This window comes from Psychrobacter immobilis, from assembly GCF_003148585.1.
Taxonomy (GTDB): domain Bacteria; phylum Pseudomonadota; class Gammaproteobacteria; order Pseudomonadales; family Moraxellaceae; genus Psychrobacter; species Psychrobacter immobilis.
This window is the reverse complement of sequence record NZ_QGGM01000004.1, coordinates 160366-187162: the sequence shown is the minus strand read 5'-3', so window position 1 is coordinate 187162 and position 26797 is coordinate 160366. Positions and strand designations below refer to the sequence as shown.

General features: G+C 43.7%; 23 protein-coding genes. 7 read left to right on the top strand and 16 right to left on the bottom strand.

Going from position 1 to position 26797, the window contains the following annotated elements:
* Positions 1-37: 37 nt before the first annotated feature.
* The 3 genes from C8D84_RS05590 to C8D84_RS05580 all read left to right on the top strand — a co-directional run bounded on the left by C8D84_RS05590 (position 38) and on the right by C8D84_RS05580 (position 3494).
* Positions 38-1330 carry a saccharopine dehydrogenase family protein gene (locus C8D84_RS05590; protein ID WP_109590682.1) on the top strand — a complete coding sequence of 431 codons (1293 nt, stop codon included), beginning with the start codon at positions 38-40 and terminating at the stop codon, positions 1328-1330.
* A gap of 474 nt (positions 1331-1804) precedes the next feature.
* Positions 1805-2644, top strand: a complete 840-nt coding sequence (locus tag C8D84_RS05585; RefSeq protein ID WP_109590680.1) for a hypothetical protein — start codon at positions 1805-1807, stop codon at positions 2642-2644.
* Positions 2645-3098: 454 nt separating this feature from the next.
* Complete coding sequence (locus C8D84_RS05580) at positions 3099-3494, top strand: hypothetical protein (RefSeq protein ID WP_109590678.1); 396 nt, start codon at positions 3099-3101, stop codon at positions 3492-3494.
* 175 nt (positions 3495-3669) lie between these two features.
* Here C8D84_RS05580 and C8D84_RS05575 read toward each other — a convergent pair whose 3' ends face one another.
* Complete coding sequence (locus C8D84_RS05575) at positions 3670-6219, bottom strand: Tex family protein (protein WP_109590676.1); 2550 nt, start codon at positions 6217-6219, stop codon at positions 3670-3672.
* 511 nt (positions 6220-6730) lie between these two features.
* Between C8D84_RS05575 and ompR the strand changes: the two genes are divergently transcribed.
* The gene (gene ompR / locus C8D84_RS05570) at positions 6731-7489 is read left to right on the top strand and encodes an osmolarity response regulator transcription factor OmpR (protein WP_109590674.1); all 759 of its coding nucleotides are present in this window, start codon (positions 6731-6733) and stop codon (positions 7487-7489) included.
* 122 nt (positions 7490-7611) lie between these two features.
* Complete coding sequence (locus tag C8D84_RS05565; RefSeq protein ID WP_201554980.1) at positions 7612-8847, top strand: CobW family GTP-binding protein; 1236 nt, start codon at positions 7612-7614, stop codon at positions 8845-8847.
* A gap of 62 nt (positions 8848-8909) precedes the next feature.
* On the opposite strand, the gene C8D84_RS05560 is transcribed toward C8D84_RS05565, so the two are convergent.
* From C8D84_RS05560 to ubiG, 4 genes are all read right to left on the bottom strand, one after another.
* On the bottom strand, positions 8910-9176 hold the full coding sequence (locus C8D84_RS05560; protein WP_045443167.1) for a DksA/TraR family C4-type zinc finger protein: 267 nt from the start codon (positions 9174-9176) through the stop codon (positions 8910-8912).
* 161 nt (positions 9177-9337) lie between these two features.
* Entirely contained in the window at positions 9338-10174 is an 837-nt protein-coding gene (locus C8D84_RS05555) for a YciK family oxidoreductase (protein WP_109590762.1), read from the bottom strand.
* Between the two features lie 99 nt (positions 10175-10273).
* Entirely contained in the window at positions 10274-10984 is a 711-nt protein-coding gene (locus C8D84_RS05550) for an HAD family hydrolase (RefSeq protein ID WP_109590670.1), read from the bottom strand.
* 75 nt (positions 10985-11059) lie between these two features.
* Entirely contained in the window at positions 11060-11899 is an 840-nt protein-coding gene (gene ubiG / locus C8D84_RS05545) for a bifunctional 2-polyprenyl-6-hydroxyphenol methylase/3-demethylubiquinol 3-O-methyltransferase UbiG (protein ID WP_109590668.1), read from the bottom strand.
* A gap of 449 nt (positions 11900-12348) precedes the next feature.
* On the opposite strand from ubiG, the gene C8D84_RS05540 reads away from it, so the two are divergent.
* The gene (locus C8D84_RS05540) at positions 12349-12969 is read left to right on the top strand and encodes a thiol:disulfide interchange protein DsbA/DsbL (protein WP_109590666.1); all 621 of its coding nucleotides are present in this window, start codon (positions 12349-12351) and stop codon (positions 12967-12969) included.
* A gap of 201 nt (positions 12970-13170) precedes the next feature.
* Here the strand turns inward: C8D84_RS05540 and yjgA are convergent, their stop codons facing one another.
* The 8 genes from yjgA to mazG form a co-directional block, all read right to left on the bottom strand.
* A complete protein-coding gene (yjgA, locus tag C8D84_RS05535) occupies positions 13171-13689 on the bottom strand; it encodes a ribosome biogenesis factor YjgA (RefSeq protein WP_045443152.1) in 519 nt (172 codons plus the stop codon).
* A 100-nt stretch (positions 13690-13789) separates the two neighbouring features.
* Positions 13790-14755: an RNase adapter RapZ gene (gene rapZ / locus C8D84_RS05530; protein WP_109590664.1), complete on the bottom strand. Its 966-nt coding sequence runs from the start codon at positions 14753-14755 to the stop codon at positions 13790-13792.
* Positions 14756-14797: 42 nt separating this feature from the next.
* The gene (panC, locus tag C8D84_RS05525; protein WP_109590662.1) at positions 14798-15706 is read right to left on the bottom strand and encodes a pantoate--beta-alanine ligase; all 909 of its coding nucleotides are present in this window, start codon (positions 15704-15706) and stop codon (positions 14798-14800) included.
* Positions 15707-15747: 41 nt separating this feature from the next.
* Positions 15748-16548: a 3-methyl-2-oxobutanoate hydroxymethyltransferase gene (gene panB / locus C8D84_RS05520; protein ID WP_109590660.1), complete on the bottom strand. Its 801-nt coding sequence runs from the start codon at positions 16546-16548 to the stop codon at positions 15748-15750.
* A 130-nt stretch (positions 16549-16678) separates the two neighbouring features.
* Positions 16679-17200, bottom strand: a complete 522-nt coding sequence (gene folK, locus C8D84_RS05515) for a 2-amino-4-hydroxy-6-hydroxymethyldihydropteridine diphosphokinase (protein ID WP_109590658.1) — start codon at positions 17198-17200, stop codon at positions 16679-16681.
* Complete coding sequence (gene pcnB, locus C8D84_RS05510) at positions 17193-19472, bottom strand: polynucleotide adenylyltransferase PcnB (protein ID WP_109590657.1); 2280 nt, start codon at positions 19470-19472, stop codon at positions 17193-17195. The genes folK and pcnB overlap by 8 nt, the downstream gene beginning before the upstream one ends.
* 166 nt (positions 19473-19638) lie before the next feature.
* A complete protein-coding gene (locus tag C8D84_RS05505; RefSeq protein WP_407691872.1) occupies positions 19639-19938 on the bottom strand; it encodes a ComEA family DNA-binding protein in 300 nt (99 codons plus the stop codon).
* Positions 19939-20009: 71 nt separating this feature from the next.
* The gene (mazG, locus tag C8D84_RS05500) at positions 20010-20891 is read right to left on the bottom strand and encodes a nucleoside triphosphate pyrophosphohydrolase (RefSeq protein WP_109590653.1); all 882 of its coding nucleotides are present in this window, start codon (positions 20889-20891) and stop codon (positions 20010-20012) included.
* 131 nt (positions 20892-21022) lie between these two features.
* Here mazG and C8D84_RS05495 point away from each other — a divergent pair, with 131 nt between their 5' ends.
* Positions 21023-22510, top strand: coding sequence for a phosphohexomutase domain-containing protein (locus tag C8D84_RS05495; RefSeq protein WP_109590651.1), 1488 nt, complete (start codon positions 21023-21025; stop codon positions 22508-22510).
* Between the two features lie 99 nt (positions 22511-22609).
* Here C8D84_RS05495 and C8D84_RS05490 read toward each other — a convergent pair whose 3' ends face one another.
* Genes C8D84_RS05490 through C8D84_RS05480 form a run of 3 tightly spaced genes read right to left on the bottom strand, consistent with a single transcriptional unit; the run spans position 22610 to position 26636 of the window.
* Positions 22610-24040, bottom strand: coding sequence for a UDP-glucose/GDP-mannose dehydrogenase family protein (locus C8D84_RS05490; RefSeq protein WP_109590649.1), 1431 nt, complete (start codon positions 24038-24040; stop codon positions 22610-22612).
* 40 nt (positions 24041-24080) lie between these two features.
* Positions 24081-25748 carry a glucose-6-phosphate isomerase gene (gene pgi / locus C8D84_RS05485; RefSeq protein ID WP_109590647.1) on the bottom strand — a complete coding sequence of 556 codons (1668 nt, stop codon included), beginning with the start codon at positions 25746-25748 and terminating at the stop codon, positions 24081-24083.
* Between the two features lie 3 nt (positions 25749-25751).
* Positions 25752-26636 (bottom strand): UTP--glucose-1-phosphate uridylyltransferase, encoded by an 885-nt coding sequence (locus tag C8D84_RS05480; RefSeq protein WP_045455428.1) that lies wholly within the window; start codon positions 26634-26636, stop codon positions 25752-25754.
* Positions 26637-26797 lie beyond the last annotated feature (161 nt).

Sequence of the window (26797 nt, the reverse complement as noted above, 5' to 3'; positions counted from 1 at the left end):
ACACAACTCATCAAAATAGCTATTAAGGATAATAAATATGGATACCAATACCAATACGGATACCTCGAACAATACACGACAGCGCAGCGATGAAAAGCGCCCTTACGCGGTCGTCTTATATGGTGCAACCAGCTTTGTTGGTCAAATTACAGCACACTATTTAACAGAGTTTCTATCTAATACTAAAGACAAAGATGGCGCCGATGTCACGTGGGCGATTGCTGGGCGTGATGAAGCAAAACTGAACGAATTGCAATCTAAACTTGGCAGCACTGTCGATATTATTCTTGCTAATAGTGACGATGCGGACAGCCTTGATGAGATGACCAAACAAACCCAAGTCATCATTTCAACCGTCGGTCCTTATCTCAAATACGGTGAGCCGTTGATCAAATCTTGTACCACTCATGGGACAGATTATGTCGACCTCACCGGTGAAGCCATTTTCATCAAAGACATGATGGACAAGTATCAGGACGCGGCAAAGCAAAGCGGCGCTCGTATTGTCAACTCGTGTGGCTTTGATTCTATTCCATCGGATTTGGGCGTCTACTTTACCCAAACCCAAGCAGAAGAGAAATTTGGTCGCGCTTGTGATGTGATTCATATGCGTGTCAAAGCGGCGAAAGGCGGTCTATCAGGTGGCACCATTGCCTCGATGGCGACTATTTTTGAAGAAGTTGGAAAGGACAAGTCACGTCGTAAGCAGGTAGCAAATCCTTATCTACTCAATGATGACAAAGATGCGCCAAACGTGCGCCAAGCTAATGTCAGTAAGCCAGAATACGATAGTGAGCACAAACGCTGGCTTGCGCCTTTTGTCATGGCCAGTATCAATACCCGTATCGTGCATCGCACCAACCAATTGCTTGGCTATGAATATGGTCGTGACTTTAAATATGACGAAGCAATGTGGATGCAAGATGGTGTGAAAGGTCAATTATCAAGCTATGCAATGAGCGCCGGCTTGTTTGGATTTGCCACTGCTATGATGGTCAAACCGAGCCGTGAATTATTAGCTAAGCACGTGCTACCCAAGTCAGGTTCTGGTCCGTCTGCAGAAGAGCAAGCAAACGGCTACTTTGACATTCGCCTCTTTGGGACAACGGCTAATAAAGACACCATCCATACGAAAGTAACGGGTGACAAAGATCCAGGTTACGGCAGTACCTCGCGTATGCTAGCGCAAGCAGCGTTATGCTTAGCACAAGATATTAGCAAAGAAGAAGTCGGTGGTGGTTTTTGGACGCCAGCCTCTGCCATGGGTAATCATCTACTGGCGCGTTTAGAAGAGCATGCGGGTCTTAGTTTTGAAGTTGTCGATTCGTAAGATTACCCATTTATAAATCGAAGCAATCTACTTCTTAATATCTAAGTAATGACCGTATCTTAGCAACGAGATACGGTTTTTTATTGCCTATTCTTTCTCATTATTCAGATTGCAATTTTTTGAGCGATTGTTAATAAATAATAATAACGTGATTCTTTAGTAAATAATATTGGCACTTCTTGCCTTTTTAACACATTAAGCTACACATTTCTAGAGTAATGTCACAGCCATATTGCAGTGAATGACGTAGGATAAAAAAGGTTAGGCAACTTTTTACCCCATATCTTTTTACCCCATATTACATAGCAGCTTTGAAACGAATAATTGGCTCATTAACATTTCATTTAGACTTTAAACGCGTCAGAGTAATTTTCTAGTGCAATAAAAATCATATTAATAAAAATTAAGTTTTACTTATTTATCATAAATTTGAAATAAATCAATAGACTTCAATCTAATTAAAAGGACATAACAATGAAAATCAATATATTAACCGCTGCTGTGATGACATCTGGTCTTGCTATGTTTGCAAGCTCTGCTAACGCCGCTATGACTACCGATAGCCACGGCAATGTTGGCTATGACAGTTATGAGGAGTGTGTCACCGCTGTCAAAGACGGTTCGGCCAAATTTTATACCCCTTATACTTATCAAAACCCAAAGCGCCAAGCAGGTGAAGCAACTGTCAAAAAAATGCGTTTGTCTGAAGTAATGATTCCTCAAACAATGGTCAATGCAAACAACTTAACAGCCAGTGATTACTCAGCAGGTGCTTGTGATTTAGGGGTTGGGCAGTCAAATGGTCGCTATGGTGTTTCGGGTGCATTGGTTGGGAAATACGTCCCTATCGCCGCTGATATGCCTGTCAACGTCTATATGGATAAAGCTGGCAATCCAGTACGTTTAAGCATGCAGCAGTGCGATAACCACTTTGGTGCCAAGTTTCCAACGCCTATTATGAGCGAAACAAAAGAAGCTACAGCACCAGAAGCACAACTCGCGATTATCGAAGATCGCCTTGTAGAGCCTGTCATCGTTGAAACCACACGTGTTATCCGCCCTACTAAATATAGTGTCAAAGAAGTCATCATTGTGCCGAAAGATCAAATCAAGCGAGTAAACACAGCGTCAGGTACAGCCATTGCTATCGAAGACGAGGCTAACCGTACTGTAATCGTTGGTGAAGAAGCAGATGCGGATGTCATCGACAATACTGAAATCAACCAAACCTTCCCAGTCATTCGTGTTCCTAGTAGCAGCACTCAACAACGCGTCGTTGATCCAAACACTGGCAAGTATATCGTTATTGAATAAGACTCTAATGAAATATAAACGAACAAGATTCATTGAGACATCATTGTTATAAGAATTAGAGATAGGAAAGTAGAAAACAATGCTATTTTCCTATCTGACAATAACCATACAATAGTTGCACAAAGTCACCTGCTAACATCCGTCTGTTAGAATTTTAATCTATGGACTACTGAACTAACGCTTGTTTAGTTGGTATTCTCCCCTTTAGATTTTTATCACTGATTTAGGTCAGCTTATAAAGCTCTTTATCCAAATCCATCATGATAGTCTCTTAATGGTTATCATGATTTTATTTTGTCTATCAATTAAATGTTAGATATATTAAATATATAGATTTGAATTACTAAATGAATGTGTGATATGCAACTGCTGTATACAGCAGTTAGCAACATAAGCGTCAAGTTTGAAATTTTTTAAGCTGACATTATAAGATTGTAAATTAAGGAATTGATTAATGAAAAAAAGTACTCTATCTTTATCGCTACTGATCGGCGCTGCGCTCACTATCCCAAGTTTGGCTATGGCAGCACCTGCTGATACTGCGGCAGTAGATGTGCAAGCAGCGGCTACCGCCACCACACTTGAGACGGAAGGTGACAATACAAATAATGCATCAGCAGACAATCAGTCTAGCCCATTTCAGATTAGTGAGACACAGATTATCTCAAGAGCAAGCGTTAACAACAGTGCTGAGCAACAGCCGATGACTACTGAGCTTCAAGCTGAGCAAGAAGCAATGGCTGCCGAGCAAGAGCTGATTCAAGATTCTGAAGAAGCGATGCAAGAAGAAGACTCGTTAGACACACAAGAAGAATTACAAGAAGCTGAAGAAGCCACAGAAGAATTATAGAATATGAAATAAAGTACGATATGAACCCCGCTGTTAACTGAAATCACGCAGAAGAGGTTATTCAGCGAGTTAAGTTTTGAGTAGTTATTAGTGTTCATTAACAATTTCTATTTTTAGATACATTCCATAAAAAAGGCAGCCTAATGGCTGCCTTTTTTATCACTATTGATATTAACTATTTTTTGGTTTTAGTCACGCCAGCTTCCTGTAACAGCGCCCCAAACGTACCCATTTTGCTAGGTGCTTCTGCTTTATCAGCCCTTGGCGCTTTGCTACGATCGTTATTAGCATTGTCTTTATCCTGACGATTACCGCGAGATTTCGACGGGCGCTTATCAGTCGCTGGACGGCTACTGTTTGGGCGTTTGCTATTTGTATGATCGCTACGTGGACGACTGACTTTCTCATCATTACCAGTACTTTCAGCCGATTTCGCTGCTGGGCGCGCAGGCTTTTCAGATTCTGGCTTCATACTAAAGCCAATACGACCACGTTTTTCATCGATAGAGATGACACGTACCGAGACGATATCGCCCGGCTTGACGCGATTCATCGGGTCTGCAACGAAGTCGTTGGCCATCTGAGAGATATGTACCAAACCGTCCTGATGGACGCCAACATCAACGAAGCAACCAAAGGCTGTAACATTAGTCACTACGCCTTCAAGCTGCATGCCCTCGCTCAAGTCTTTAATACTGTTAACGTCTTCACGGAAGTTAGCAGTCTTAAATTCAGGACGTGGGTCGCGTGCTGGTTTGACTAGCTCCTCGATGATAGCAGTTACACTAATATTGTCATCATTAGCAGCCAGTGCAGTGCTATCTATCGTATTTAGTACGCCGTCATTGCCGATGACTTCTGGCAATGCTTTACCAGTTTGTGCCAATAAGCTATCGACCAGCGCATAGCTTTCTGGATGCACACCAGTGGCATCAAGGGGATTACTACCACCATGGATACGCAAGAAGCCTGCTGCTTGCTCAAAGGTCTTAGCGCCTAAGCGTGGGACATTTTTCAATGATTCACGACTGTCAAAAGCACCATGCTCTTTGCGGTAGGTAACGATTTGCTGGGCGACGTTTTTATTCAAACCTGCAATATGCGCCAAGATAGCGGGGCTTGCGGTATTCACATCAACGCCAACGGCGTTTACGCTGTCTTGTGTGACTTTGTCTAGGCTATCTGCTAATTGAGTTTGGTTAACATCATGTTGATATTGACCAACGCCGATCGCTTTTGGGTCAACCTTAACCAATTCTGACAATGGATCTTGCAAGCGACGCGCGATAGAAACCGCACCGCGTACAGAGACATCTAAATTAGCCAACTCATCACTCGCAAGCTCACTGGCAGAATAAACTGACGCGCCTGATTCATTCACGATAACGGCTTTGGCTTTTAACTCAGAGTTGGCGGCCAAAATCTCTTTAATCATCGCATCTGTTTCGCGGCTCGCCGTACCGTTGCCGATAGCCACTAAATCAACATTATAAGTGCTTAATAATTCATCAATGACTTTTTTAGCTTCGTCCATCTTATTATCAGGAGCAAACGGATAAACGGTTGCAACAACTGGCTTGTCTTCGCTGTCTAACATCACATGACCTTGGGCATCGACAATCGCCATTTTAACGCCATGACGAATACCCGGATCGACACCTAAAATCACTTTACGGCCAGCAGGTGCTGACATGAGTAAATGCTGTAAGTTATTGGCAAATACATCAATCGCATCGGCTTCAGCGGTTAGACGCTTTTCTGTCAATAAACGATGCTCAATATGCGGACGCCATTTCTCTTTCCATAAGCTGGTCGCCGCTTCTGTCAGAAATTCTTGACGTTCTGCTGGCGCTTTGGCATCAATCTCAAAGTGCTTAACAATTTTTTCAATAAAGGGTGTATCTTCGCCTTCGATTTTTAAACCCAAAACGTTTTCTTGGCGACCGCGTAGCATCGCTAATAAACGATGATTAGGCAGACGCGCCAAGCTTTCACTATGTTCAAAGTAGTCTTTGAATTTTTCGCCAACTTCGCGTTTTTCTTCACTGGCAACAGCTGAGACGATACTGGCTGTTTTGGCGAAGCCACTACGCAGATTATCGAGTAAATCCAACGCTTGCGTCCACTCATCAACGATGATGGCTTGTACGCCTGCCAATTGCTTGTCGATATCGCTGAAGTCGACTTCAATCTCATTACCGCTATCATCGGTAATGCTCGATTGAGCTTGATAGTCTGCTAATGCGTCAGTTGGCGTAATCTCTTGCGTTAAGACCGCTTGTGCTGCCACATCAAGACCGGCAGCGCGTGCTTTAGCAGCTGGTGAGCGGCGGCGTGGACGATATGGCAAATAGATGTCTTCAAGCTCAAGTTTCGACGTCGCATTATCAATACGCGCCTGTAGCTCGTCGGTCAAATTGCCCTGCGTGCTGAGCAGCTCAGTAATTTTAAGGCGACGGGTGGCCATGTCACGCTCATAATTGAGTGACTTCTCTAGAGCTCGCAATTGCGCATCGTCAAGATTCTGCGTCTTTTCTTTACGGTAACGGGCAATAAATGGAACGGTCGCGCCTTCATCGTAAAGTTTGACAAACGCATTGACTTGAGCAGTCTTAATGCCAAGCGCGCGAGCAAGCTTGTCGTGAATATTCGCGTGTGTGGTTGCATCCAAAACCTGTGCATTTGTCGAGGTTTGAGATGGCGTTAAGGTATCAGTGCTACTCATAGACGTATCAATCGTTGAGAAATGTAGTTTTGCATTATAGCAAAAGCTGCATGAATAAAAATCCTTTTTATCTTTTCGTTATTTATCGCTAGTTTTATGACGAAAATCGTCTCATATCATAGGTTCTGTCGCTTTGTTAAACAAACGCATACAGCATTTGTCCTGATGGGTGATGCAATTAGTGGTGCAATCTTATACACTAAAGTATCGAAGGCGCAAATATTGGTACGCGCTGACGCATTGAACAATAGTATTCAAATTTATGATGGATTGAGACGGACCTTTACTTTTGACCACTCATTGAATAAAGACAGTTTTTTTGCTCAGGTTTTTTTGTATAGTCGATTCAAGATAATTTAGCGATGAGGACAGCACGTTGAGTCTACTATAAATAGTAGACTCAACGTGCCTGACACCGTATTTTCTTTATATCATTTTAACTATATAACCTTTAGCCTTGACTGTTAACGATAATTTCTACTAATAATAATTTTTATAAGAGGATGCCTGTATGTCTGAAAATAACAGCCCTGATACCTTAACTCAACGAATTTTAGTCGTTGATGACGATGCACGCTTGCGCTCTTTATTACAGCGCTTTCTAGAAGACGACGGTTTTGTCGTTCGTACCGCTCATGATGGTAGTCAAATGGACAAACTGTTACAGCGTGAGCTTTTCTCGTTGGTGGTACTCGATTTGATGCTGCCAGGCGAAGACGGCATCAGTATCTGTAAGCGTCTACGTGAAGACAATGGTGACATTCCTATCATTGTGCTGACAGCCAAAGGTGGTGATGCCGATCGTATCGCTGGTCTAGAAGCGGGCGCAGATGATTATCTGCCAAAACCATTTAATCCAAAAGAGCTATTGGCTCGTATCAAAGCGGTATTACGTCGTCAAAATCGCGAGCTGCCTGGCGCACCAAGCCATCAGCTTGAAGTGGTTGAGTTTGGACCGTGGACGCTTGATTTATCGACACGTACGCTTAAACGTGACGGCAATGTGGTCACTTTGACGACAGGTGAATTTTCGGTGCTAAAAGCACTGGTGCAGCATCCACGTGAGCCATTAACCCGTGACAAACTAATGAACCTTGCGCGTGGTCGTGAATGGGGTGCGATGGAGCGTTCTATCGACGTACAGGTATCACGTTTGCGTCGTTTGATTGAAGACAACCCGTCACAAGCGCGTTACATCCAAACCGTTTGGGGTGTAGGCTACGTATTCGTTCCTGACGAAGCTGAAGTAGAAACCGTTAAAAGTGAGTAACTTTTGACTATGTGTGTCCTCATTTTGAAAATTTCGATTATCGATTGAATTGAGGACACACGCTAATATCATTTCCTTTTAATATAGGCCGTGTTTGATTACTCACAAATACGGCCTATATGATGAGTGTCTCTGTGAAAAAACCTATTATTTTCCAAAACATACCCTGCACCTTGGTGACAGGGTTTTTGGGTGCTGGCAAGACCACAGTGATTAATCAGCTGCTTGCTATCAAACCTGCCGATGAGCGCTGGGCATTACTAATCAATGAGTTTGGTCGTATCGGTATTGATGGTGCGCTGCTGGCAAGCGCGCAAGATAATATTGCGATACGCGAAGTCAGTGGTGGCTGTATTTGTTGTACCAGTCAGCTGCCATTACAAATTGCTATCAGTCGGCTACTTAGTGAGCATCATCCACAGCGGTTGCTCATCGAACCTACAGGGCTTGCTCATCCACGTGAGCTTATCATGCAACTCAGTGCACCGCATTGGCAAACAGCGCTCAATATGCAAGCAGTAATAACGGTATTGAGTGGCGTACAATGGCAGCAAGACAAATATCGTCATCATGACGGTTTTCAAGCGCATGTCCGTGATGCCGATGTGTTAGTCATTAATCGCTATGCTCAATTAAGCGATAGCGAAAAACAAGCACTGCAACAATGGATAGCCAAGCTCAATGCACAGGTAAAAATTATTTGGGCAGCATCTGAGCAGATATCTCATGATACAAATGACTCATCCAATATTCTTTTATCAGAATCAAGCGTGTCAGAGTTGAAAACTCAGCTAACCAAGCCCAGTCAGGTTATCTCGAAACAACGCACAGTCAATATTGTTCACCCTCAAAAATCGATTACTAGCTTGCAACCACAGAGTAATGCCCTATCGATATCGACCACCTTGTCATCCAACGCTTTTACAAACAAAGATGATTCGCAGACCGACACAGATATTGAGCTACCTTATCGTTATCATGAGAAACAGCAAGAGTTACAGTTGGCGGGTTGGCGACTGCCAGCGCACTACATATTAAAAGCGGATGAGTTACAGAGTTGGTTATTAGCGCTACCGAACTGGCAACGTATCAAAGGTGTGGTTCATACGTCTGATGGCTGGCTACAAATCAATTTTACCCCTGACAGCTTAACCACCAGTACGGTCAGCGCACAAGTTGATAGTCGGCTAGAGATTATATTACAGTTGGAGGCAAATGCTAATAACGACAACGATACAGCGGTAGAAAGCGACCGCTCAGAAGAAAAAGATAGGACAGCATTTTTATCTTCTATAGAGACGCTACCTTCTATCGATTGGGATACCTGCGACCGTGAACTAATGGCACTGGTTATATAGTAATAGACAAAAAAAGGGCAGACATTGCTGTTCGAGATAGCAATGTCTGCCCTTTTTCTTTTTTAACGTAATTGGCTGTCTTTGCTACCGCGCCGGTTAAACAACTCGGCGGCTCTCGCCTCTTGTTCAAGTTCTGTCTGACAGCTGACGCAATGCTGAATACCAGGCACTGCTAACCGCCGTGCTTCTGGAATAGGCTTGCCGCATTCATCACACATCTCGGCACTGATGCCAGTTGGCAACGCACGTCTTGCCCGCTCTAATGCATCATTTACCGTTGCATCCATTTGCTCATGCTCAGCACCATCTCTTGACCAACCACCTGCCATAACTTCATCCTACTTACGATAATCAGATATTACAAATCGCTTTAATAACAAATAGATGGGGTTGTTTATAATTAATTGCAACCTACTAGAGCATGCCTCAATCTGAAAGTATGCGAATAAATGCGCTAAATAATGACATTTTCTAGCAAAAAATCACATGGCTAATCTTTTGGCTGTAGCTCAACCACTTGCCCGCGTACCCCGATACTGGCATCACTCATCAGACAAACATAGCCTGCCATGATATCTTCAGGCGTTTTTAAGCTCATAGGACTCTCTCCTGGATAAGCATGGGCGCGCATATTGGTACGAGTGCCACCAGGATTGACACAGTTAAAACGTAAATTAGTCGTATTCTGCGTCTCTTGGGTAAAGATATCACTCATGCCTTCTACGGCTTGCTTGGACAGCGCATAAGCACCCCAGAATGCGCGAGGATGTGTACCGACCGTGCTAGAGGTGAAAATAATAGAGCCATTCTCAGCATCTTTAAGTAGTGGTAGCAGCGCTTGGGTAAGCATAAACGTCGAGGTAAAATTAACCTTCATAACTTGTGCAAAAGTATCGACGTCATACATCTCAAGTGGGGTTAGCTGCCCAAGCATACCCGCATTGTGCAAGATACCATCGAGCTGACCGACTTCTTTATTAATCAACCCCTCTAACTGCTGCATCTCAGCATAAGTTGCTCCTTCTAAATTCATCGGTAGCATGGCAGGCTGTTTGCCGCCAAGACTTTCAATCTCATCATAAACATATTCAAGCTTGCTGCTGGTACGTCCCAATAACAGGACTGTCGCTCCATAGCGAGCATAAGTCAGCGCGGCAACGCGGCCGATACCATCACCTGCACCTGTGACCAAAATAGTCTTACCGTCTAAACAATTATCAGATGGTACAAAGTTGCGAATATCGTTATGAGTTAACGGTTGAGTTAGACTTTGAACGGTTTTTTGGTGGTCTTGCTGACTAGCTGACTGGTTAATATTGTCACTCATGGCATTGCTCACTGCTTATCGTTTAATAGTTGGGATGCTAAGTATTTATCGTATTTCTTTAAAAACACAGAGTGTGGCGAACTCGATTTATAATTTTATTTATAAATAGTCAAATTTACCAGAAGAGAGCAACAGTTTATTTAATTGCTCAGGCGTATCAGTAATATAATCTGCACCCCATTTCTTCAGGTTTTTTTGATCTTCAGGCGGAATATAACCATAAGCAGCTAGAATCGTCGGCATGCCAGCCGCGTTGCCAGCTTCAATGTCACGGATATGATCGCCAACATAAATCACGCTTTCAGCGGCGCCGCGAGGGATACCAAGCTTCTCTAACGCCGCATACATAGGCTCTGGGTCAGGTTTTGAGCGAGACACATCATCAGGACAGACCAAAGCAGAACAGCGCCTGTCTAACTGCATTTTGTCTAGTAACTTCTCTGCCAGATAACGCGGCTTGTTGGTCACAATACCCCATGGCACCCCTTTTTCTTCAAGAGCAGTCAACACATCTTCTAATTCAGCGAACACACAACTATCGACGCATATCTCAGCTTCATAATCATCTAAAAACTGTTGGCGAAACTCCTGCAAAGCTTCTTCGCTAACCTCAATTTGATCGTTATGACGTAGCATCAACTGTACCATCGCTGAGGCACCAGCAGAAACTTGCTCGCGAATTTCTGTTTCAGGGGGTGCTTGCCAATCATTTTCGCGGCTCATTTTACCGATAATACGGACAAAATCAGCAGCCGTATCGATTAATGTCCCATCGAGATCAAATAAAACCGCTTTTACAAATTGGCTCATAGTGAATGCTCTTAATATAGATAAGGTGTTGAGTGAAATAGTATGGCATGAAAACAACCAAATACGGCATTCAGCTTAAGCCAGTGGCTTGTGTACTGCCATCATGTAATTGACATCGACATTTTGAGCCAGCCAATAGCGCTTGGTCAGCGGATTATAATGCAAGCCAATGATATCTTGACGTGTGAATCCAGCATCAATTGCCATTTTGTCTAGCTCAGCTGGCGTAATAAATTTGGCATAGTCATGAGTGCCGCGATCGAGCAAGCGCAATACATATTCTGCCCCAACGATGGCAAATAGATATGATTTAGGGTTTCGATTGATCGTCGATAGCACACAAACACCGCCTGGTGCCAATAACTCAAAACAAGCCTGCACAATCGAGCTGGGATCAGGCACATGTTCGAGCATCTCCATGCAAGTCACCACATCGAACTGACCTGCCTGAGTTTTGGCTAGTTCTTCTACTGGAATATGCTGATAGCGCAACGTCTCATGTAAAGCGCTTTGCTCTGCATGCAGCGCTGCCGCTTTTAGGTTTTCGGTACCCAAATCAATCCCCGTCACATCCGCACCGCGACGTGCCATAGACTCTGACAATATACCGCCGCCACAGCCGACATCGAGCACTTTTTTTCCAGCCAAGCCGGTTTCAGCCGTTTTATGAATATCTGTATCAGCACTGTCATTTTGATAACTGCGCTTGACGTTGTCTTCTATCCAATTTAAACGCAGTGGATTTATTTCATGCAAAGTCGCAAATGCACCCGTCTTGCTCCACCATTCGCTTGCCAACTTATTAAACTTGTCGACTTCGCTAGGATCTACATTAATGGCGGTAGCCGTTGTATCATCAAGACTGCTGTTTGCTTGCTCATTCAAAGAAGGCGAGGAAGATAGAGCTGAGCTCATTGCATTTTTCCTTTATTGTCATTATCGTTATAATCATATACAGTGCACAATTATGTGCCTAATATTAGCATGAGAGCGGTAGCTTTGTCGTGAGTACATCGTCACCGATTGTGAATACTCTTAGCAAACGTTCATATTTTCTGTACCATTTTTTTAGAGGATAGATGCCTCAAACAGCCCAAAACCTAAATAATAAAACGCTAAAAAAATTCCAAAAAATGCGGTGAAATATGCCTTAAATAATGGCTCACAGCTTTACAACCATTAGTTAAGAATCGGATTCACAATCAACCATGTTTTACGTTATTATAGTCGATACGTCACTATAGTTCGATTATACTCGACGCTGTCTCGTTTGGGCACTTTAAAAACCTGTGCGCTATACCCAAAACCATACGATACTAAAACATCTCAACAAACCCTAAGTTTTCACACCTCAAGGATAAAGTATGAAACGTGTCATCACACTGACTAGTCTGGCCATGGCCATTGGACTTGCCACTATGGGCGCACAAGCTGCCGACTATGTCGCCGGAAAAGACTATCGCGTGCTAGACAATCCAGAAAAAATCAGCGGTGATGCTATCATTGTTCGTGAGTTTTTTTGGTATGGTTGCCCGCATTGTAACGTTCTTAACCCACATATGGAAAAATGGGCTAAAAACAAAGACAAAGACGTTGCCTTTTTCAAAACGCCAGCAGCGCTTAACCCTGTCTGGGAAGCGAACGCTCGTGGTTTCTATGCCGCTCAGCTGCTAGGGTTTGAAGACAAGACCCATGACGCGCTATTTGATGCCATTCACAAAGATGGTAAGAAAATCTTTGACCAATCATCATTAAGCAAATGGTATGCATCGAAAGGCGTTAATGAGAAGAAATTCAATAGCCTTTATAATTCATTCGCCGTTGGTACGAAAATTGGTCGTTCACAAGCAGGCGCTAAGCGTTATCAGCTCTCTGGTGTGCCAGCAGTCGTCGTGCAAGGCAAATACGTTGTAACTGGTGAAAGCGCTACTGTACCTAAAGTCGTTGACTATTTGGTTGACAAAGTGCGTGCTGAAAAGAAATAGGTTAAGTACTAATATAAATTAAGTACCGTTATAAATTAGGGACTAGCATTTATCTATAAGTGTCATTTGTACCTAAATGCTCTTACCCATAAAAAAGCCAATCATCAAGTGATTGGCTTTTTGCATTTGTAGACTACATTAATTTATAAGTGGAGATATTGTATAAATAGTGCTCAAAGTTATTTAGCCGCTATCATCTTATTACTTTTCTTTTTTCAATTGCGACAAAATAGTGACTTCACGAATATAACTGGCTAAGTCTGCTTTAGACTCTGCCATCAGCTCATCATCTTGGGTATGCTTGGCGTACTCAATCCATAACAGTAATTGATACATACTATTTTGTTCAGATGCTTGGTATTGTTTAACGAACTGCTTAAGCGTCCCTTCATCATTAATATTTAAACGCTCAAACCAACTTTCTATTTTTGAGACCTGTTCTTTAGGGAAAAATGCATCAAATAATGCTTTTACCAATTCGTGGCGGTTTTCTTCACTAATCAGCTTACCAACGCGCTTGGTTTGGCGAATACGAGCATTAGCGCTGGTGATATCGGCCAATGCCATAAGTTCTGCCATAAAATAGTCACTGGCTGGCAGATTTTTGAGCTGCTTTTTCGATAAGCTGGCAAGTGGTATCGACAACTTCTGCAAGCGCTCATGGGCTTTTTTGAGTTCAGTGCGCGAAACGCGCATATCCTGTTCTTTCCAGTCAATCATAAAAGCTTTCCAAAATAATAAATAATAAAATTAACAGGGGCATGCTCTCATTTTAGGAATAGTCATAAAAATGAAGATATGCCCCAGTGTTTACCAATAACTACCAACGATTTTTTTCACGATGTTTCGCCAGCACTTTTATACTTTGCGGCATAACATCGGCAAGACGACGTTGTAAATTATCGGTGATGAATACTGAACGATGCTTACCACCAGTACAGCCAATAGCCACTGTCACTGTATGGCGGTTATTGTGTAAAAATTCGGGTAACCAACGGGTTAAAAACTTATCTATATCATCAGTCATCTCAGCCACTTCTGGATAGTCGGCAAAAAATGCGGCAACTTCCGTGTCTAGACCTGTCGAAGTACGCAATTCAGGATTCCAATGCGGATTCGGCAAAATTCTCACATCAAAGACAAAATCTGCATCAATAGGACTGCCATATTTAAAGCCAAAAGACAGCAGATTAATCACAATCTGATTGTCCACGCCGACATGTTCACGCAAGCTGTCTTTCAATTGATGAATATTCAAATTGCTGGTATCAATTCTGATATCGGCATGACCTGCGATAGGCTCTAACAGCTCCACTTCTTTTTTAATCGCGGCAGGTAGATTAAAAGCAATGTGCTTGGCATTGTCACTATCGATATCCTGTGACATCAGCGGATGTACGCGGCGTGTCGCATTAAAACGTGCTATCAAGGTACTTTCTTGCGCGGTCACATACACCACTTTTACCGCATGCTCCCCGTATGTTTTTTTTAGGGATGCATGCATCTCTGCAAAGTTGGATAGGTCCGCTCGCGGTGTTCGAATATCAACACCAAGCGCAATACGACGAATCCCACTTTCATTGACCAATTTATGCGCAGCATCCGGCAATAAGGATAACGGTAGGTTATCAATAGAATAATAGCCTAAATCTTCTAAGATATTCAATACTGAGGTTTTACCTGAGCCTGAACGTCCTGATACCACTAGGATACTGAGCTTATCGGTTGCTATTTTACACGCTGCCTGCTCAGATTGACTGTTATTTTCACCCTGACTCACATCCATGATTCACCCATTCTAGTCCATTGCATCCTGCAAATTACTATGTCACAACGATTGATCCACCGTCACCAATTGATTGTCTAACAAACGTGCACGTCCTAGCCAAGCAGCGACTAAAATCATCAAACTCTTATTTTCTGCATTAAAAGTTACAGTATCATTAGTGAGTGACTCTAACGTATCGGTTCTAATGTCTAAATAATCAATAATGAAGCCAGCATCCGTAATATGCTGATGCGTTTCTGCTAACAACGATTGAACAGCTTGTTGGCTCTGTTCGCCTCTCTCTAACTGCTTTGCTAAATATTGTAGCGCTTGATGGATAACAGGTGCTACCTCACGTTCAGTAGCACTTAAATATTGGTTACGCGATGAAAGCGCCAAACCATCTGCAGCGCGGACAATAGGTGCCCCTCTAATTTCAATCGGATAACTTAAATCACGTACCAATTGCTTAATAATCGCTAATTGCTGATAATCTTTTTGTCCAAAAACAGCCATATCTGGTTGTACGATATTGAACAGTTTAGAAACGACAATACCAACACCGTCAAAATGGCCAGGGCGTGATTGACCACATAATTGAGTGGTAATAGCACCTGCAAGAACAGAGGTCGGCGGCGGTAAGACTGGGTACATCTCTTCAATACTGGGCGCAAACACATAATCAGTATCGACCGTTGCTAGCTTAGCGACATCCTCATCAAGCGTGCGAGGATAACTATCAAAATCCTCTCCCGCGCCAAATTGAGTAGGGTTGACAAAAATACTAACCACCACGATATCAGCATGTTGCTTGGCTATTTTTACTAATTCAAGATGGCCGGCATGCAGATTGCCCATCGTTGGCACTAAAGCGATACGCTGTGGGCCATCTTGATTGTCATTTTTTTGTCCACGATAAGACTGTAAAGCCGTACGCAATGCGGAGATATGATGATGAATGATTGGCATGGTTAACTATTCTTCTACTGATAATCGTAAAAACTAAAATGTTAGCTAAACTGGTGCTGCTCGGTTGGGAAGCTGCCTTCACGTACTGACTGCTGGTAAAGGGCAAATGCGCCTTCGATACTGTGCGTGCTATTACGCTCATCGGTCAAAAAGTCATGAATAAAGCGCGGGACACGGCCGTGCGCCATACCTAGCATGTCATGCATGACCAACACTTGACCATCCGTATCTGCACCAGCACCAATTCCAATAACTGGCACTGCGACGGCTTCTGTCACTGCTTTTGCAAGCTCAGCAGGTACGCACTCTAACACTAGCAGCGCAGCACCTGCCGCAACGACTGCTGTCGCATCAGCAAGCAATTTATCAGCCGCTTCGTCACCACGACCTTGGATTTTATAACCACCAAACACATTGACTGATTGCGGTGTTAATCCTAAATGCACACAAGTAGGCGTCCCTGCTTGCGCCAAAGTCGTGATTAAATCACAAAGCTCACTACCGCCTTCAATCTTAATCACATGCGCGCCCGCCTGCATCAGCTGGCGACTATTGGCAACCGCTTCTGGTAGGGTGACATAGCTCATAAATGGTAGGTCAGCCAAAATCAGCGCGTGTTTATTGCTACGGGCAATATTGGCTGTATGATAAGCCATGTCATTGACAGTCACGGGTAACGTTGAATCATGACCTTGTACCACCATGCCCAAACTGTCACCTACTAAAATCGTATCAATCTCTGCTTTTTCCATCATGCGTGCAAACATCGAGTCATAGCACGTTAAGCAAGTAAACTTGGTGCCGTCTTTTTTGAATTTTTTTAAAGTAGATAACGTCGTCATATGATCCTCGATTAACCTTTAGCTGTCTCTAGCTATTATTCTGATTGTGATCAAAACTTTTAGCAATCGTTTGTTATAGGTGATTCACCTTAAAAGAGGTAAGCGTTTTCACTCTTTTATAGTAGATTGGCTACAGTAATTTTAAGCCTGTCCAATCTTTGCTAGGCGGATAGTCATCTATCGACTTGCTAGCAATGATAAGCGCTGGGGTTAACTCTCGCAGTGGTAATAAGACAAAATTACGCTCAAACAATCCAGCGTGCGGTACGGTTAATTGTGGCTCAGTGATTTGCGCCTCACCGTATAACAAAATATCGACATCCAAACTACGCTCACCCCAACGCCGTATTCGTGCACGCTTAGCCTCTTCTTCTAACTGTTGACAGTAAGCAAGCAACTCAAAAGGCGGCAATATCGTCTCAAACCCAGCGACGGCATTAACAAAATCAGGCTGATCTTGCGGCCCCATAGGCGCTGAAGCATAAAACGAAGAAACACGAACCGCACGTATTTGCTTATGCTCTTGCATCGCTGCGATTGCCTGCTGCAAATGTTCTACTGGTGAACCCAAGTCGTTAGACAAATTGCTACCCAAACCTACGTAGCAGGTTACCCAATCCGCGTTGCCCGCATCATTAGTAATATTAGACATTGTCAGTACTAGGTTGGCGACGGCGACGTTTCGATGGGACAGGACCTTTATTGTCATTCACACTACTCGTACCGACATTGCCGTTAGCAGCTTGGCTGGTGTTAGCAGACTTTGCTTCTGTCGTTTTGGCTGGCTTTTTAGCGCTTACAGGTGTCGTAACCTTCGCCACTTTTTTGCGCTCAGCCGTTTTTTTAGCCGGAATATCTGTTTTATCAGTAGGCTGGGCTGCTGGCTTAGGTGCTTTTTTTGCATACTTTGCTGCAGCTTTAACGTCGTTGTTAGTCGTTACTTGCATCTCTGTGTTACTAGCAAGATTTATACTCTCTACACTCGGCTGACGACGGCGACGCTTATGGGGTATCGGCTCGTTATTCATACTGACGAGGGCAGGCGATCTTGCTACCGAACGAGCCACAGATGAAGGCGTAACCTTTGACTGTGTTGCTTTTGGCTGCTGAGCTTGATTTGAGCGATCAGGCTTACTGTCAGCCTTACTATAAGAGTTAGCATCAGAACTGACATCCTGATTTTTTAGTTCTTTCTCAGCCGATACACTCTTATGGACAGGTTTTTTCTGCGCAGCCCCTTGACGACTATCAGGTTTATCACCATTTGATAGCTGCTTCTGCAATGGTGGCACGACTTTTTCATACTCGATTACAAAAAGTGGTGCAGGCTTGGAATGATGGCGTTTATTTGCCGCTTGGTTGCTGCTATTGGCAAGAGATAGCTGTCGTAACTGAGCAAGCTCATGGCTGTCTTGACTTACTTGCTGCGATTCATAGTGCTTGTTGTTGTTATTGCCACCAGATTGCTTAACAGAGTCTGACTGACTGACAGCGCGGCGACGGCGTGCTGGAATATTTGACGGGTCATTTACCATATTCTGATCATTCCTACCCTGCTCAGCAGTATCATTGGCTTTGCTGTGCTTGGTATTTTTTTGATGAGATATTGAGTGATCGATGCTATTTGACTCTGGATTTTGACGATTACGCCCACGACCACGCTGCGCTTGTTGCCCTTTTTTATAGGCACCGCGACGAATATTTTCATCAAAATCATCAATGGCTTGCTGCTGCTCTCGCTCAGACAATGTCTGATAGGTCTGCCACCAATCGCCCATACCATTGGTCGACTCTGATAACGGATGCTCAGCATCACCGCATTGCTCACGCAATAACAAAAAGTCAAAACCTGCGCGAAAGCGTGGATGCTCAGAGAGTTGGACGATTTGTTTGCTACGCGGGGCTGCAAGTCTTGGCTGCAATATCCAGATATCACGGATAAACTGCTCTGCAAATTTAGGAATCGCGGTCTTGATACGTTGACGATCAATCACTTTACCAGCGGCGTGCATTTGCGCTTCAGCAAACGGCATATTGCGCTTCTTGGCTTTTGCCAACTGATGCAGATAGTTTTCCCACAATAGCGCAGCATAAAAGAACGCCGGATTGATGCTTTTGCCAGCAGCAATACGTTTGTCGGTATTAATAGCGACTTGATTGACTAGTGCACTTGGCTCAGACGGTGGATAGATGATTAAGCTATCAATCGCGCCAGACTCAAACAATAATGGCAACAATGGTACTAGATAACCACCAGTAAACATCTTCTGGGTTTCATCATAGAGACGATGCGGTGATATTTGCTCAAGCAATGCCCAATTACCATCATGAAACTGATCGGCTAACTCGTCATCAAACTCAAAACCGAGCTTGGCTTTGAAACGTAAAGCACGCAACAAACGTACTGGATCTTCTTCGATACGCACTGGCGCATGGCCGAGCAGACGAATGATTTTATTATCAATGTCGTCAAGCGCACCGCAAAAATCATGAACCACGCCTTTAAGTGGTTGATAATAAAGCGCATTAATAGAGAAATCACGACGAGAGAAGTCTTGTTTGATATCACCCCAAACATTATCACGCAGGATCATACCGTCTTGATTGGTATTAGCATCATTGGTTGGTGGACCACGGAAGGTAGCAACCTCAATCAACTCACGGCCTGAATACACGTGCGCCAACTGAAAGCGACGACCGATAATGCGGCAGCGCTTGCCAAAGACGTCTTTGATCTCATGCGGCTTGGCATCAGTGACAGCGTCAAAGTCTTTTGGACGTAAACCCAATAAGGTATCACGCACACCGCCACCGACGATATAGGCATCAAACCCAGCTCGGTTTAAGGTGGCAATCACTTCAGTAATGGAATTGGGTAATTCAGATTTATTCAGTTCTAACTGCTTGGCGGCACGCTCGGCCATGCATCTACTCCTCGCCGGTATTCTTTAACCACCCCTGATGAACACAGCGTTTATCAGGCGGATGTACCTGCTAGTTTAACAAATTTTGCGCCTAGTAGGTGTGTTATGACTGATACTTACGTGCTATTTTGTCAATATTGGGGTTAATTAAAGCAAAATACTGCCCTTAATCTTGTACGCGTAAACGTCCTCGATTTTTCTCAACCGTTTTTGCACCAATACCCTTGACCTTTGCTAACTCATCCACTGTCTTAAAATTACCAAACATCTCACGATATAAAATAATCGCTTGGGCTTTGCTGCTGCCGATACCGTTTAATGAAACGAGCTCGCCTTCACTAGCACGATTGATATTTACAGTGGCTTGGTCACGTACCTGTATTTTGGCACTTTCTTGCGCCAATAGATATTCATAAGCCCTTTGAGGATTATCAAAACAAGGCGCAGCTTGAACACTGTTCAACATAAAAACCGCCAATATTAAACTGACAACAGCCATATTGACTAAGCTAGCAAACGAGGCCGTATGATAAGCGTTCATGACGATCGTTCATATTGTTTCGCCGCTTCCCATAGTGCATCCATCTCGTTAATATCACTATCCTCTAAACGCTTACCAGCCGCGGCTAACTGCGCTTCAATATAACCAAAACGTGATTTGAATTTATGCACACACGTTAAGGTGGCTGCTTCTGCATCAAGATTGAGTTTACGCGCCACATTGACGAGCGCAAACATACAATCACCCAGCTCTTTTTCAATATCGCTAATATTGGCTTTGCTTGTGTTATATTCAGCAGCATCTTTTGATTTATCTATCAATTCAGCCTTTAACTCGGCAATCTCTTCATCTAGCTTATCAAAAGCACCGCTAACGCCCTCCCAGTCAAACCCTAACTTTGACGCCTGTTTTTGTACATCTTGCGCTTGCATAAGCGCACTGCCCGCTTTGGTATTGTCTAAACGACGTTTTGGTTTGCCTCGTGCCTCGCGCGCTTGCTGCTCCTCCGCTTTAATCTCATCCCAACGAGCTTTTACCGCCGTGTCATCTTCAAGGGTTTCTGCCTCAAACACATGCGGATGACGCCGAATCAGCTTTTCTTGTAAAGTAGTAATGACATCGCTCATATCAAAGCGCCCTTGCTCCGCATACATCTGGCAATGAAAAACAACTTGCAGCAACACATCACCTAGCTCGCCTTTGATATCCTCATCGTCATTACTTTGTACCGCCTCGCCCAGCTCATAAGCTTCTTCAATCGCATAGGGAATTAGGCTGTGATTGGTTTGTTTTTTATCCCACGGACAGTCAACACGTAGCCGCGCCATCAAAGCCAATAAATCGTCTAATTCACCACTAGCAGTTGGCGTTCCTTGTGCTGGCGTAGGCGCTACTATTTTATTGTCGAGAGTATTCATAAGGGAGGCTCTTATATTTTTGCTTATCGTTCAATTTAGCAGTTAGTGTATCATTGAACCTTGATTGGCTTATAATTGTGCTATCTACTTTATTATTTTATCATTGCACACGCGCAAGGAATTTTATCATTATGTCTACGTCTGCGACCATTCGTTATCAGCCAGAAACTGCATTTAATCCCATTATTATTGATTCATTTAAAGCTTATGATATTCGCGGCGAGCTTGGGGTAAATCTAAACGAAGCCATTGCTTACCGTATTGGTCGTGCTTTTGCACAGATTTTATTTCAGCGTTATGGTGCGGCGGTCGAGGCTCATGACAATGATATGGTAAATCTAAAACCTGCCATCGTTATTGGTAGTGACATTCGCCATTCAAGCGAGCAATTAAAACAAGCGACCATCGCTGGTATTGTAGATGCTGGTGTCAATGTGATTGACTTGGGCATGAGCGGCACAGAAGAGGTCTATTTTGCCACCAGTCATTATCAAGCATTGGGTGGTATTGAGGTCACAGCCAGCCATAATCCTATTAACTATAACGGCTTAAAATTGGTTAAGGAACATTCAAAGCCGATCAGTGCTGATGATGGTTTGGCAGAGATTCAAGCATTGGCAGAGTCTGGGAAATTTATCACTAAAAACCGATCAGGAACGTTGCAATTATTAACTGATAAAAGCGCTTATATCAATCATGTCATGACTTTTATTGATACCGATAAGCTCAAATCGCTTAAATTAGTGATTAACTCAGGCAATGGCAGTGCGGGACCCGTAGTTGACTTGTTGATTGAAAAGCTTGCACAAGCTGGTGCGCCAATTGAAGTGATTAAACTGCATCATACACCAAATGGTAGCTTCCCCAATGGCATCCCCAACCCTATGATTGAAGCCAATCGAGTGGCGACTCAGCAAGCTGTTTTGGAAAATAAAGCCGACCTTGGCATTGCCTTTGATGGCGACTTTGACCGCTGCTTTTTATTCGATGAACATGGTGAATTTATTGATGGCAGTTACATCGTCGGCATGCTTGCCCAAGCATTTTTGAATAAGTACCCAAATGAGTCAATCGTCTACGATCCACGGGTCATTTACAATACTGAAGCCGTGATTAAAGAACATAACGGTAAGGCTGTCATCAGTAAATCTGGACATTCATTTATTAAGCAAGTCATGCGTGACTCTGGCGCGGTTTATGGCGGCGAGATGTCTGCCCACCACTATTTCCGTGACTTTTTCTATTGCGATAGCGGCATGATTCCATGGCTGCTCACCATTGAGCTGTTGTCTGTCACTGGTAAGACTTTATCAGAATTGGTTACTGGCTATATTCAAGCCTATCCAAGTTCAGGCGAGCTTAATTTTCGACTCACAACAAATGGTGCGCCAACTATTATTAGCGCTATTGAGGAAAAATTTAGCAGCGAAAATCCGACCAAATCAACTCTTGATGGCTTAAGTCTTAACTTCGGCGAGTGGCGCTTTAATCTGCGAGCCTCCAATACCGAACCACTTATCAGATTAAACATTGAAAGTCGTGGCGATAAAGAGTTATTAGCTATTAAAATTCGAGAGATTCAACAGTGGCTTGCTAGCCAAGGTGCTATACCAGCGTAAATGAATACGATTTAATATGGGTGATTTCGACTAAAAATCAAAAAAGCTCGCTGATAATTATCAACGAGCTTTTTTAGCAACTGAAAAACTTGAATAACGCTATTTAGACCGACCAATGCCCATATAGTCACCTACCAGATTATCGATCTGCAATCGTGTCAGTGCATTTTGCGCATCAAATACTGGCATCGCGTGTTGATTAAGCTTGGCAATATCTAGTTGATCTTGTGGCGACCAACTAATGATAAAAATCGCCTGTGCGGCACTTAGCTGCTGATAAGGATTATTAATCAATTGCAATAATGATTGCTGCTGATAAAGCACAGCGAGTTCGGCCTGCGCTTTGTCACTATAGACTATCGTACGAATATTATAAGACCATAATAACGCTAGCAATGGATGTATGGCTGAGCCTGCGGTACGTCCTGAGCCTGATTTATAACTACCGCCCCAAATCATCACCGTTTTATTATCAATAAAACCATCAAAATATTGCCAGAATTTGCGGAATATCAGCTCTTTTTGATCTTCGTTGATGTGCATGACTGACTGCAACAGCGGCATCTCTAAACTGTGCGTTTGGCTGGACTGCTGTAATTTAGCCAGCTCGGTCGGTAGTGTGTTACCACCAAAGCCCCAGCCTGCTTGCAGATAACTGCTGCCGACCCGCGCGTCTAGCCCCATGACACGACTGACTTGCTTGATATCTACCTGTTGACTGTCCGCCAAGCGTGACATCTCATTCATAAAACTCACTCGCGTCGCCAGCATCGCCATGATACTGCTACGGGCAAACTCTATCGTTGCGATATCAGCGTGATGAGCGGCACGCGCATGCTGCATTAACGGCTTCAATACTTCTAGATGCTGGCTACTATTGGCTGTTTTTTCACCAAGCAACCACAGTGAGGGATTTAACATTGAGCTATAAGCATCACCGTCTTGCAAGAATACAAACGGCACATAGTAGACCCACGCGCGCTGCAAATTTTGCGCCAGTGCTGAGACCACCCCTAGTTTCTCAATGCCACTTATAATCACGGGTAGCGATTGCTGATGACTATGGTTGAAGGCAGTAATCCAGCTGGCTTCTGCCCATACTGGCTTGATACTGTCTAAAAATAACCAATAAAGCGCAACGGTGCTTTGGCTGTCAATCTTACTAATCTCATTGCTCTCATTGCTCTCATTGATGTGACGACTGTCACTAAAATTTGCCGTTTCATAATATTGTATTAGCGTGTCAGCGCTAGCCGGTAATGCTGTACTAATTATAACCTGCTGCTGCTCATACATCTGCCACAGTGCTTGCAAATGATGCTCAAAGCCATATTGTTGTATTTGCTGCGTCAATAGCTCAATATCTGCATAAAGATGCACGCGCTGACCTAGACTTGCCAGCACCACGGCGCTAGTAATGGCCTCAATGCTATGACCAATAAGCACACAAACTTGCTTGCTTGCAGTGCTTTGTGATTTAGATTCATGCGTATATTTAGGTGTATTGTCATTTATAGAAACAGCGCTCATGCGTTCACCTTTAATGATTATCGACTTAGTAGCAAAACGATCAAGACAACTGCTGAATATGTTTTAACAGCTGGTTAGTGGAGCTGTCAAACTGACTCTCACCTGCTTGCTGCATGGCTTGATGTACGGACTCCGCCATTTGCTTGCCCATCTCGACGCCCCATTGATCAAACGGGTTAATATCCCAAATGCTGGCCATAACATAGACTTTATGCTCATAAAGCGCAATCAGCGCTCCCAAACTATGCGGCGTCAGCTCATCGATTAGCAATGTCGTTGAAGGCTGATTGCCACGGTAATATTTGTATTTATCAGCGGCAGAAGCTACTTGAACCTCAGACTCTTGAAGCGCGGCATTACCAAAAGCCAGCACTCGGCTCTGTGCTAGACAATTGGCCAAAGACAGCTCATGCTGCTGCTGTAATGGCGCATTTTGCGATTGACCACTATAGCGGCTCACACAAGCGATAAAGTCACAAGACACCTGCTGTGTGCCTTGATGTAGCAACTGATAAAAGGCATGCTGAGCATTAGAGCCAATCTCGCCCCACAGAATCGGACAGGTATCGTAGTCAATATGATCACCGTGCTGGGTGACCGATTTACCATTACTCTCCATCTCAAGCTGGGTTAAGTAGCTTGGTAAATAGCTGAGACGACCATCATAGGGCAATACGGTATGAGCATTTACCTGTAAAAAGGTACTGTTCCAAACAGCAAGCAAACCCAACAATACTGGTAAGTTTTCTGCAAAATCTGCTTTGGCAAAATGCTCATCCATACTATGAGCCCCAGCCAATAACGCTTTAAACCCATCTATACCGATACGAATAGCAATAGCAAGACCAATCGCCGACCATAAAGAAAAACGCCCACCAACCCATTCCCAAAGCTGTAGCTGATGCTCAGGATGAATACCCCACGCACTCATTTTTTCACTGTTAGCGGAGATACCAATAAAGTGGCGGCGTAGCACACTGTCTTCAGTACCTGCACGCAGCTTGGCAGTGGCAAGCAGCCATGATAATGCTGTTTTAGCATTAGATAACGTATCAACCGTACCAAATGACTTGGACGAGATGATAAACAAGGTCGTTTCAGGATTGAGGTGCTTGAGCAAATTATCAAGCTGAGTACCGTCCATATTAGAGACGAAATGTACTTCAATGTTGGTATCTGCCCACTCATCCAGTGCGGTCGTCGCCATAAGCGGGCCAAGATCAGAGCCACCAACGCCAATATTGACCACATCCGTGATGGCTTTACCAGAAAATCCGCGCCATGTACCACTACGGACACGTTCAGATAAACGTGCTACTTGCGACAGACTATCATGCACATCAGCGACGACATTTTGCCCATCAACGTCTAGTTTTGCAGACTCTGGCAATCGTAGTGCTGTATGCAAGGCAGCACGCTCCTCGCTGGTATTGACCATCGCCCCTTGCATCAGTGCATCAATCCTTGTGGACAATTCACAGCTTTCTGCTAGCTGCAACAGACTTGCTAGCACCTGTTCGTCAATACATTGCTTGCTATAGTCCATATATAGCGCGCCTGCTTGCATGCTAAAAAGCGTTGCACGACTGTCATCTTGTGCAAACAAGGCTGCCAGTGACCATGGCTGCTTCGCAAGCATTTGTAGTTGCTGCCAGTATGTAGAGTTCCGAGCACTTTTATAAGCGCTATTGCCCTTTATCTCAGCCATCAGCTATTCATCTTCTGCTAATTGCTGCTCGGCAAAATAGATAAATGCTTGCATATATGAGCGCATATCACCGGCATCATAGCTATCGCCGCGCATGGTCGTGACATTCACGCCGTATTCACTAATCAACGCATCAATCGCATCGGTCAGCTGAATTTCACCACCAACCGAGGCTTTGGTATTCGCCAGATAGTCAAAAATGTGATTGCTAAAGACATAACGACCAACGACTGCTAATTTTGAGGGTGCATTGGCTAAGTTGGGCTTTTCTATAAATCCTGCGACTTTGAAGCTGGCATTACTGTCTGCTTCACCATCTTCCCTGCTCACCTCACTAAACGCTTCATGCAGTTTGGCAATACCATATTTATGCACATCTTCATCAGCGACTTTATCGACCAATATCTGTGAATGGTTGTCTTCAGCAAAAGCATCAATCATAAAGGCTAAGTTATCAGCAGCCATATCGCCCGTAAAAGGATCAAGCACAACATCGGGCAATAATACGGCAAAATCATGCTCACCAATAATGGGGCGAGCCGCGAGTACCGCATGACCCAAACCTAATGCTTTACCTTGACGTATCATCGATACGGTCACATCGTCTGGCAGCCAGTTTAAGCTATCGGCTAGCTCATCTTTACCTTTGTGACGTAATTGATTATCTAGCTCAGCATTGATATCGAAATAATTTTCAATCGCGCTCTTTTGTGCATGACCAACCAAGACAATATGCTTAATACCAGCAGCAATCGCCTCTTCAACCACATAGTGAATAGCGGGACGGTTACCAAGTGGCAATAGCTCTTTTGGCACAGCTTTAGACAATGGCAACATACGAGTACCAAAGCCTGCAACAGGGATAACGGCGTGGGTGATTTTTTTCATAATTTTTAAACTGTATTAAAAGAGAATAAGATAAAGGTTATATTTTATAAAAACTAAGCTAGATTATAACCATTCGGATTCATACTTTGCCAACGCCAGCTATCTTGGCACATCTCAGTAATTGATAATTTTGCTTGCCACTCTAACAGGTTTTTCGCTTT

Coding starts and splice junctions, on each gene's coding strand:
- C8D84_RS05590 (WP_109590682.1), top strand. CDS start 38: ATGGATACCAATACCAATACGGATACCTCGAACAATACACGACAGCGC.
- C8D84_RS05585 (WP_109590680.1), top strand. CDS start 1,805: ATGAAAATCAATATATTAACCGCTGCTGTGATGACATCTGGTCTTGCT.
- C8D84_RS05580 (WP_109590678.1), top strand. CDS start 3,099: ATGAAAAAAAGTACTCTATCTTTATCGCTACTGATCGGCGCTGCGCTC.
- C8D84_RS05575 (WP_109590676.1), bottom strand. CDS start 6,219: ATGAGTAGCACTGATACCTTAACGCCATCTCAAACCTCGACAAATGCA.
- ompR (WP_109590674.1), top strand. CDS start 6,731: ATGTCTGAAAATAACAGCCCTGATACCTTAACTCAACGAATTTTAGTC.
- C8D84_RS05565 (WP_201554980.1), top strand. CDS start 7,612: ATGAGTGTCTCTGTGAAAAAACCTATTATTTTCCAAAACATACCCTGC.
- C8D84_RS05560 (WP_045443167.1), bottom strand. CDS start 9,176: ATGGCAGGTGGTTGGTCAAGAGATGGTGCTGAGCATGAGCAAATGGAT.
- C8D84_RS05555 (WP_109590762.1), bottom strand. CDS start 10,174: ATGAGTGACAATATTAACCAGTCAGCTAGTCAGCAAGACCACCAAAAA.
- C8D84_RS05550 (WP_109590670.1), bottom strand. CDS start 10,984: ATGAGCCAATTTGTAAAAGCGGTTTTATTTGATCTCGATGGGACATTA.
- ubiG (WP_109590668.1), bottom strand. CDS start 11,899: ATGAGCTCAGCTCTATCTTCCTCGCCTTCTTTGAATGAGCAAGCAAAC.
- C8D84_RS05540 (WP_109590666.1), top strand. CDS start 12,349: ATGAAACGTGTCATCACACTGACTAGTCTGGCCATGGCCATTGGACTT.
- yjgA (WP_045443152.1), bottom strand. CDS start 13,689: ATGATTGACTGGAAAGAACAGGATATGCGCGTTTCGCGCACTGAACTC.
- rapZ (WP_109590664.1), bottom strand. CDS start 14,755: ATGGATGTGAGTCAGGGTGAAAATAACAGTCAATCTGAGCAGGCAGCG.
- panC (WP_109590662.1), bottom strand. CDS start 15,706: ATGCCAATCATTCATCATCATATCTCCGCATTGCGTACGGCTTTACAG.
- panB (WP_109590660.1), bottom strand. CDS start 16,548: ATGACGACGTTATCTACTTTAAAAAAATTCAAAAAAGACGGCACCAAG.
- folK (WP_109590658.1), bottom strand. CDS start 17,200: ATGTCTAATATTACTAATGATGCGGGCAACGCGGATTGGGTAACCTGC.
- pcnB (WP_109590657.1), bottom strand. CDS start 19,472: ATGGCCGAGCGTGCCGCCAAGCAGTTAGAACTGAATAAATCTGAATTA.
- C8D84_RS05505 (WP_407691872.1), bottom strand. CDS start 19,938: ATGTTGAACAGTGTTCAAGCTGCGCCTTGTTTTGATAATCCTCAAAGG.
- mazG (WP_109590653.1), bottom strand. CDS start 20,891: ATGAATACTCTCGACAATAAAATAGTAGCGCCTACGCCAGCACAAGGA.
- C8D84_RS05495 (WP_109590651.1), top strand. CDS start 21,023: ATGTCTACGTCTGCGACCATTCGTTATCAGCCAGAAACTGCATTTAAT.
- C8D84_RS05490 (WP_109590649.1), bottom strand. CDS start 24,040: ATGAGCGCTGTTTCTATAAATGACAATACACCTAAATATACGCATGAA.
- pgi (WP_109590647.1), bottom strand. CDS start 25,748: ATGGCTGAGATAAAGGGCAATAGCGCTTATAAAAGTGCTCGGAACTCT.
- C8D84_RS05480 (WP_045455428.1), bottom strand. CDS start 26,636: ATGAAAAAAATCACCCACGCCGTTATCCCTGTTGCAGGCTTTGGTACT.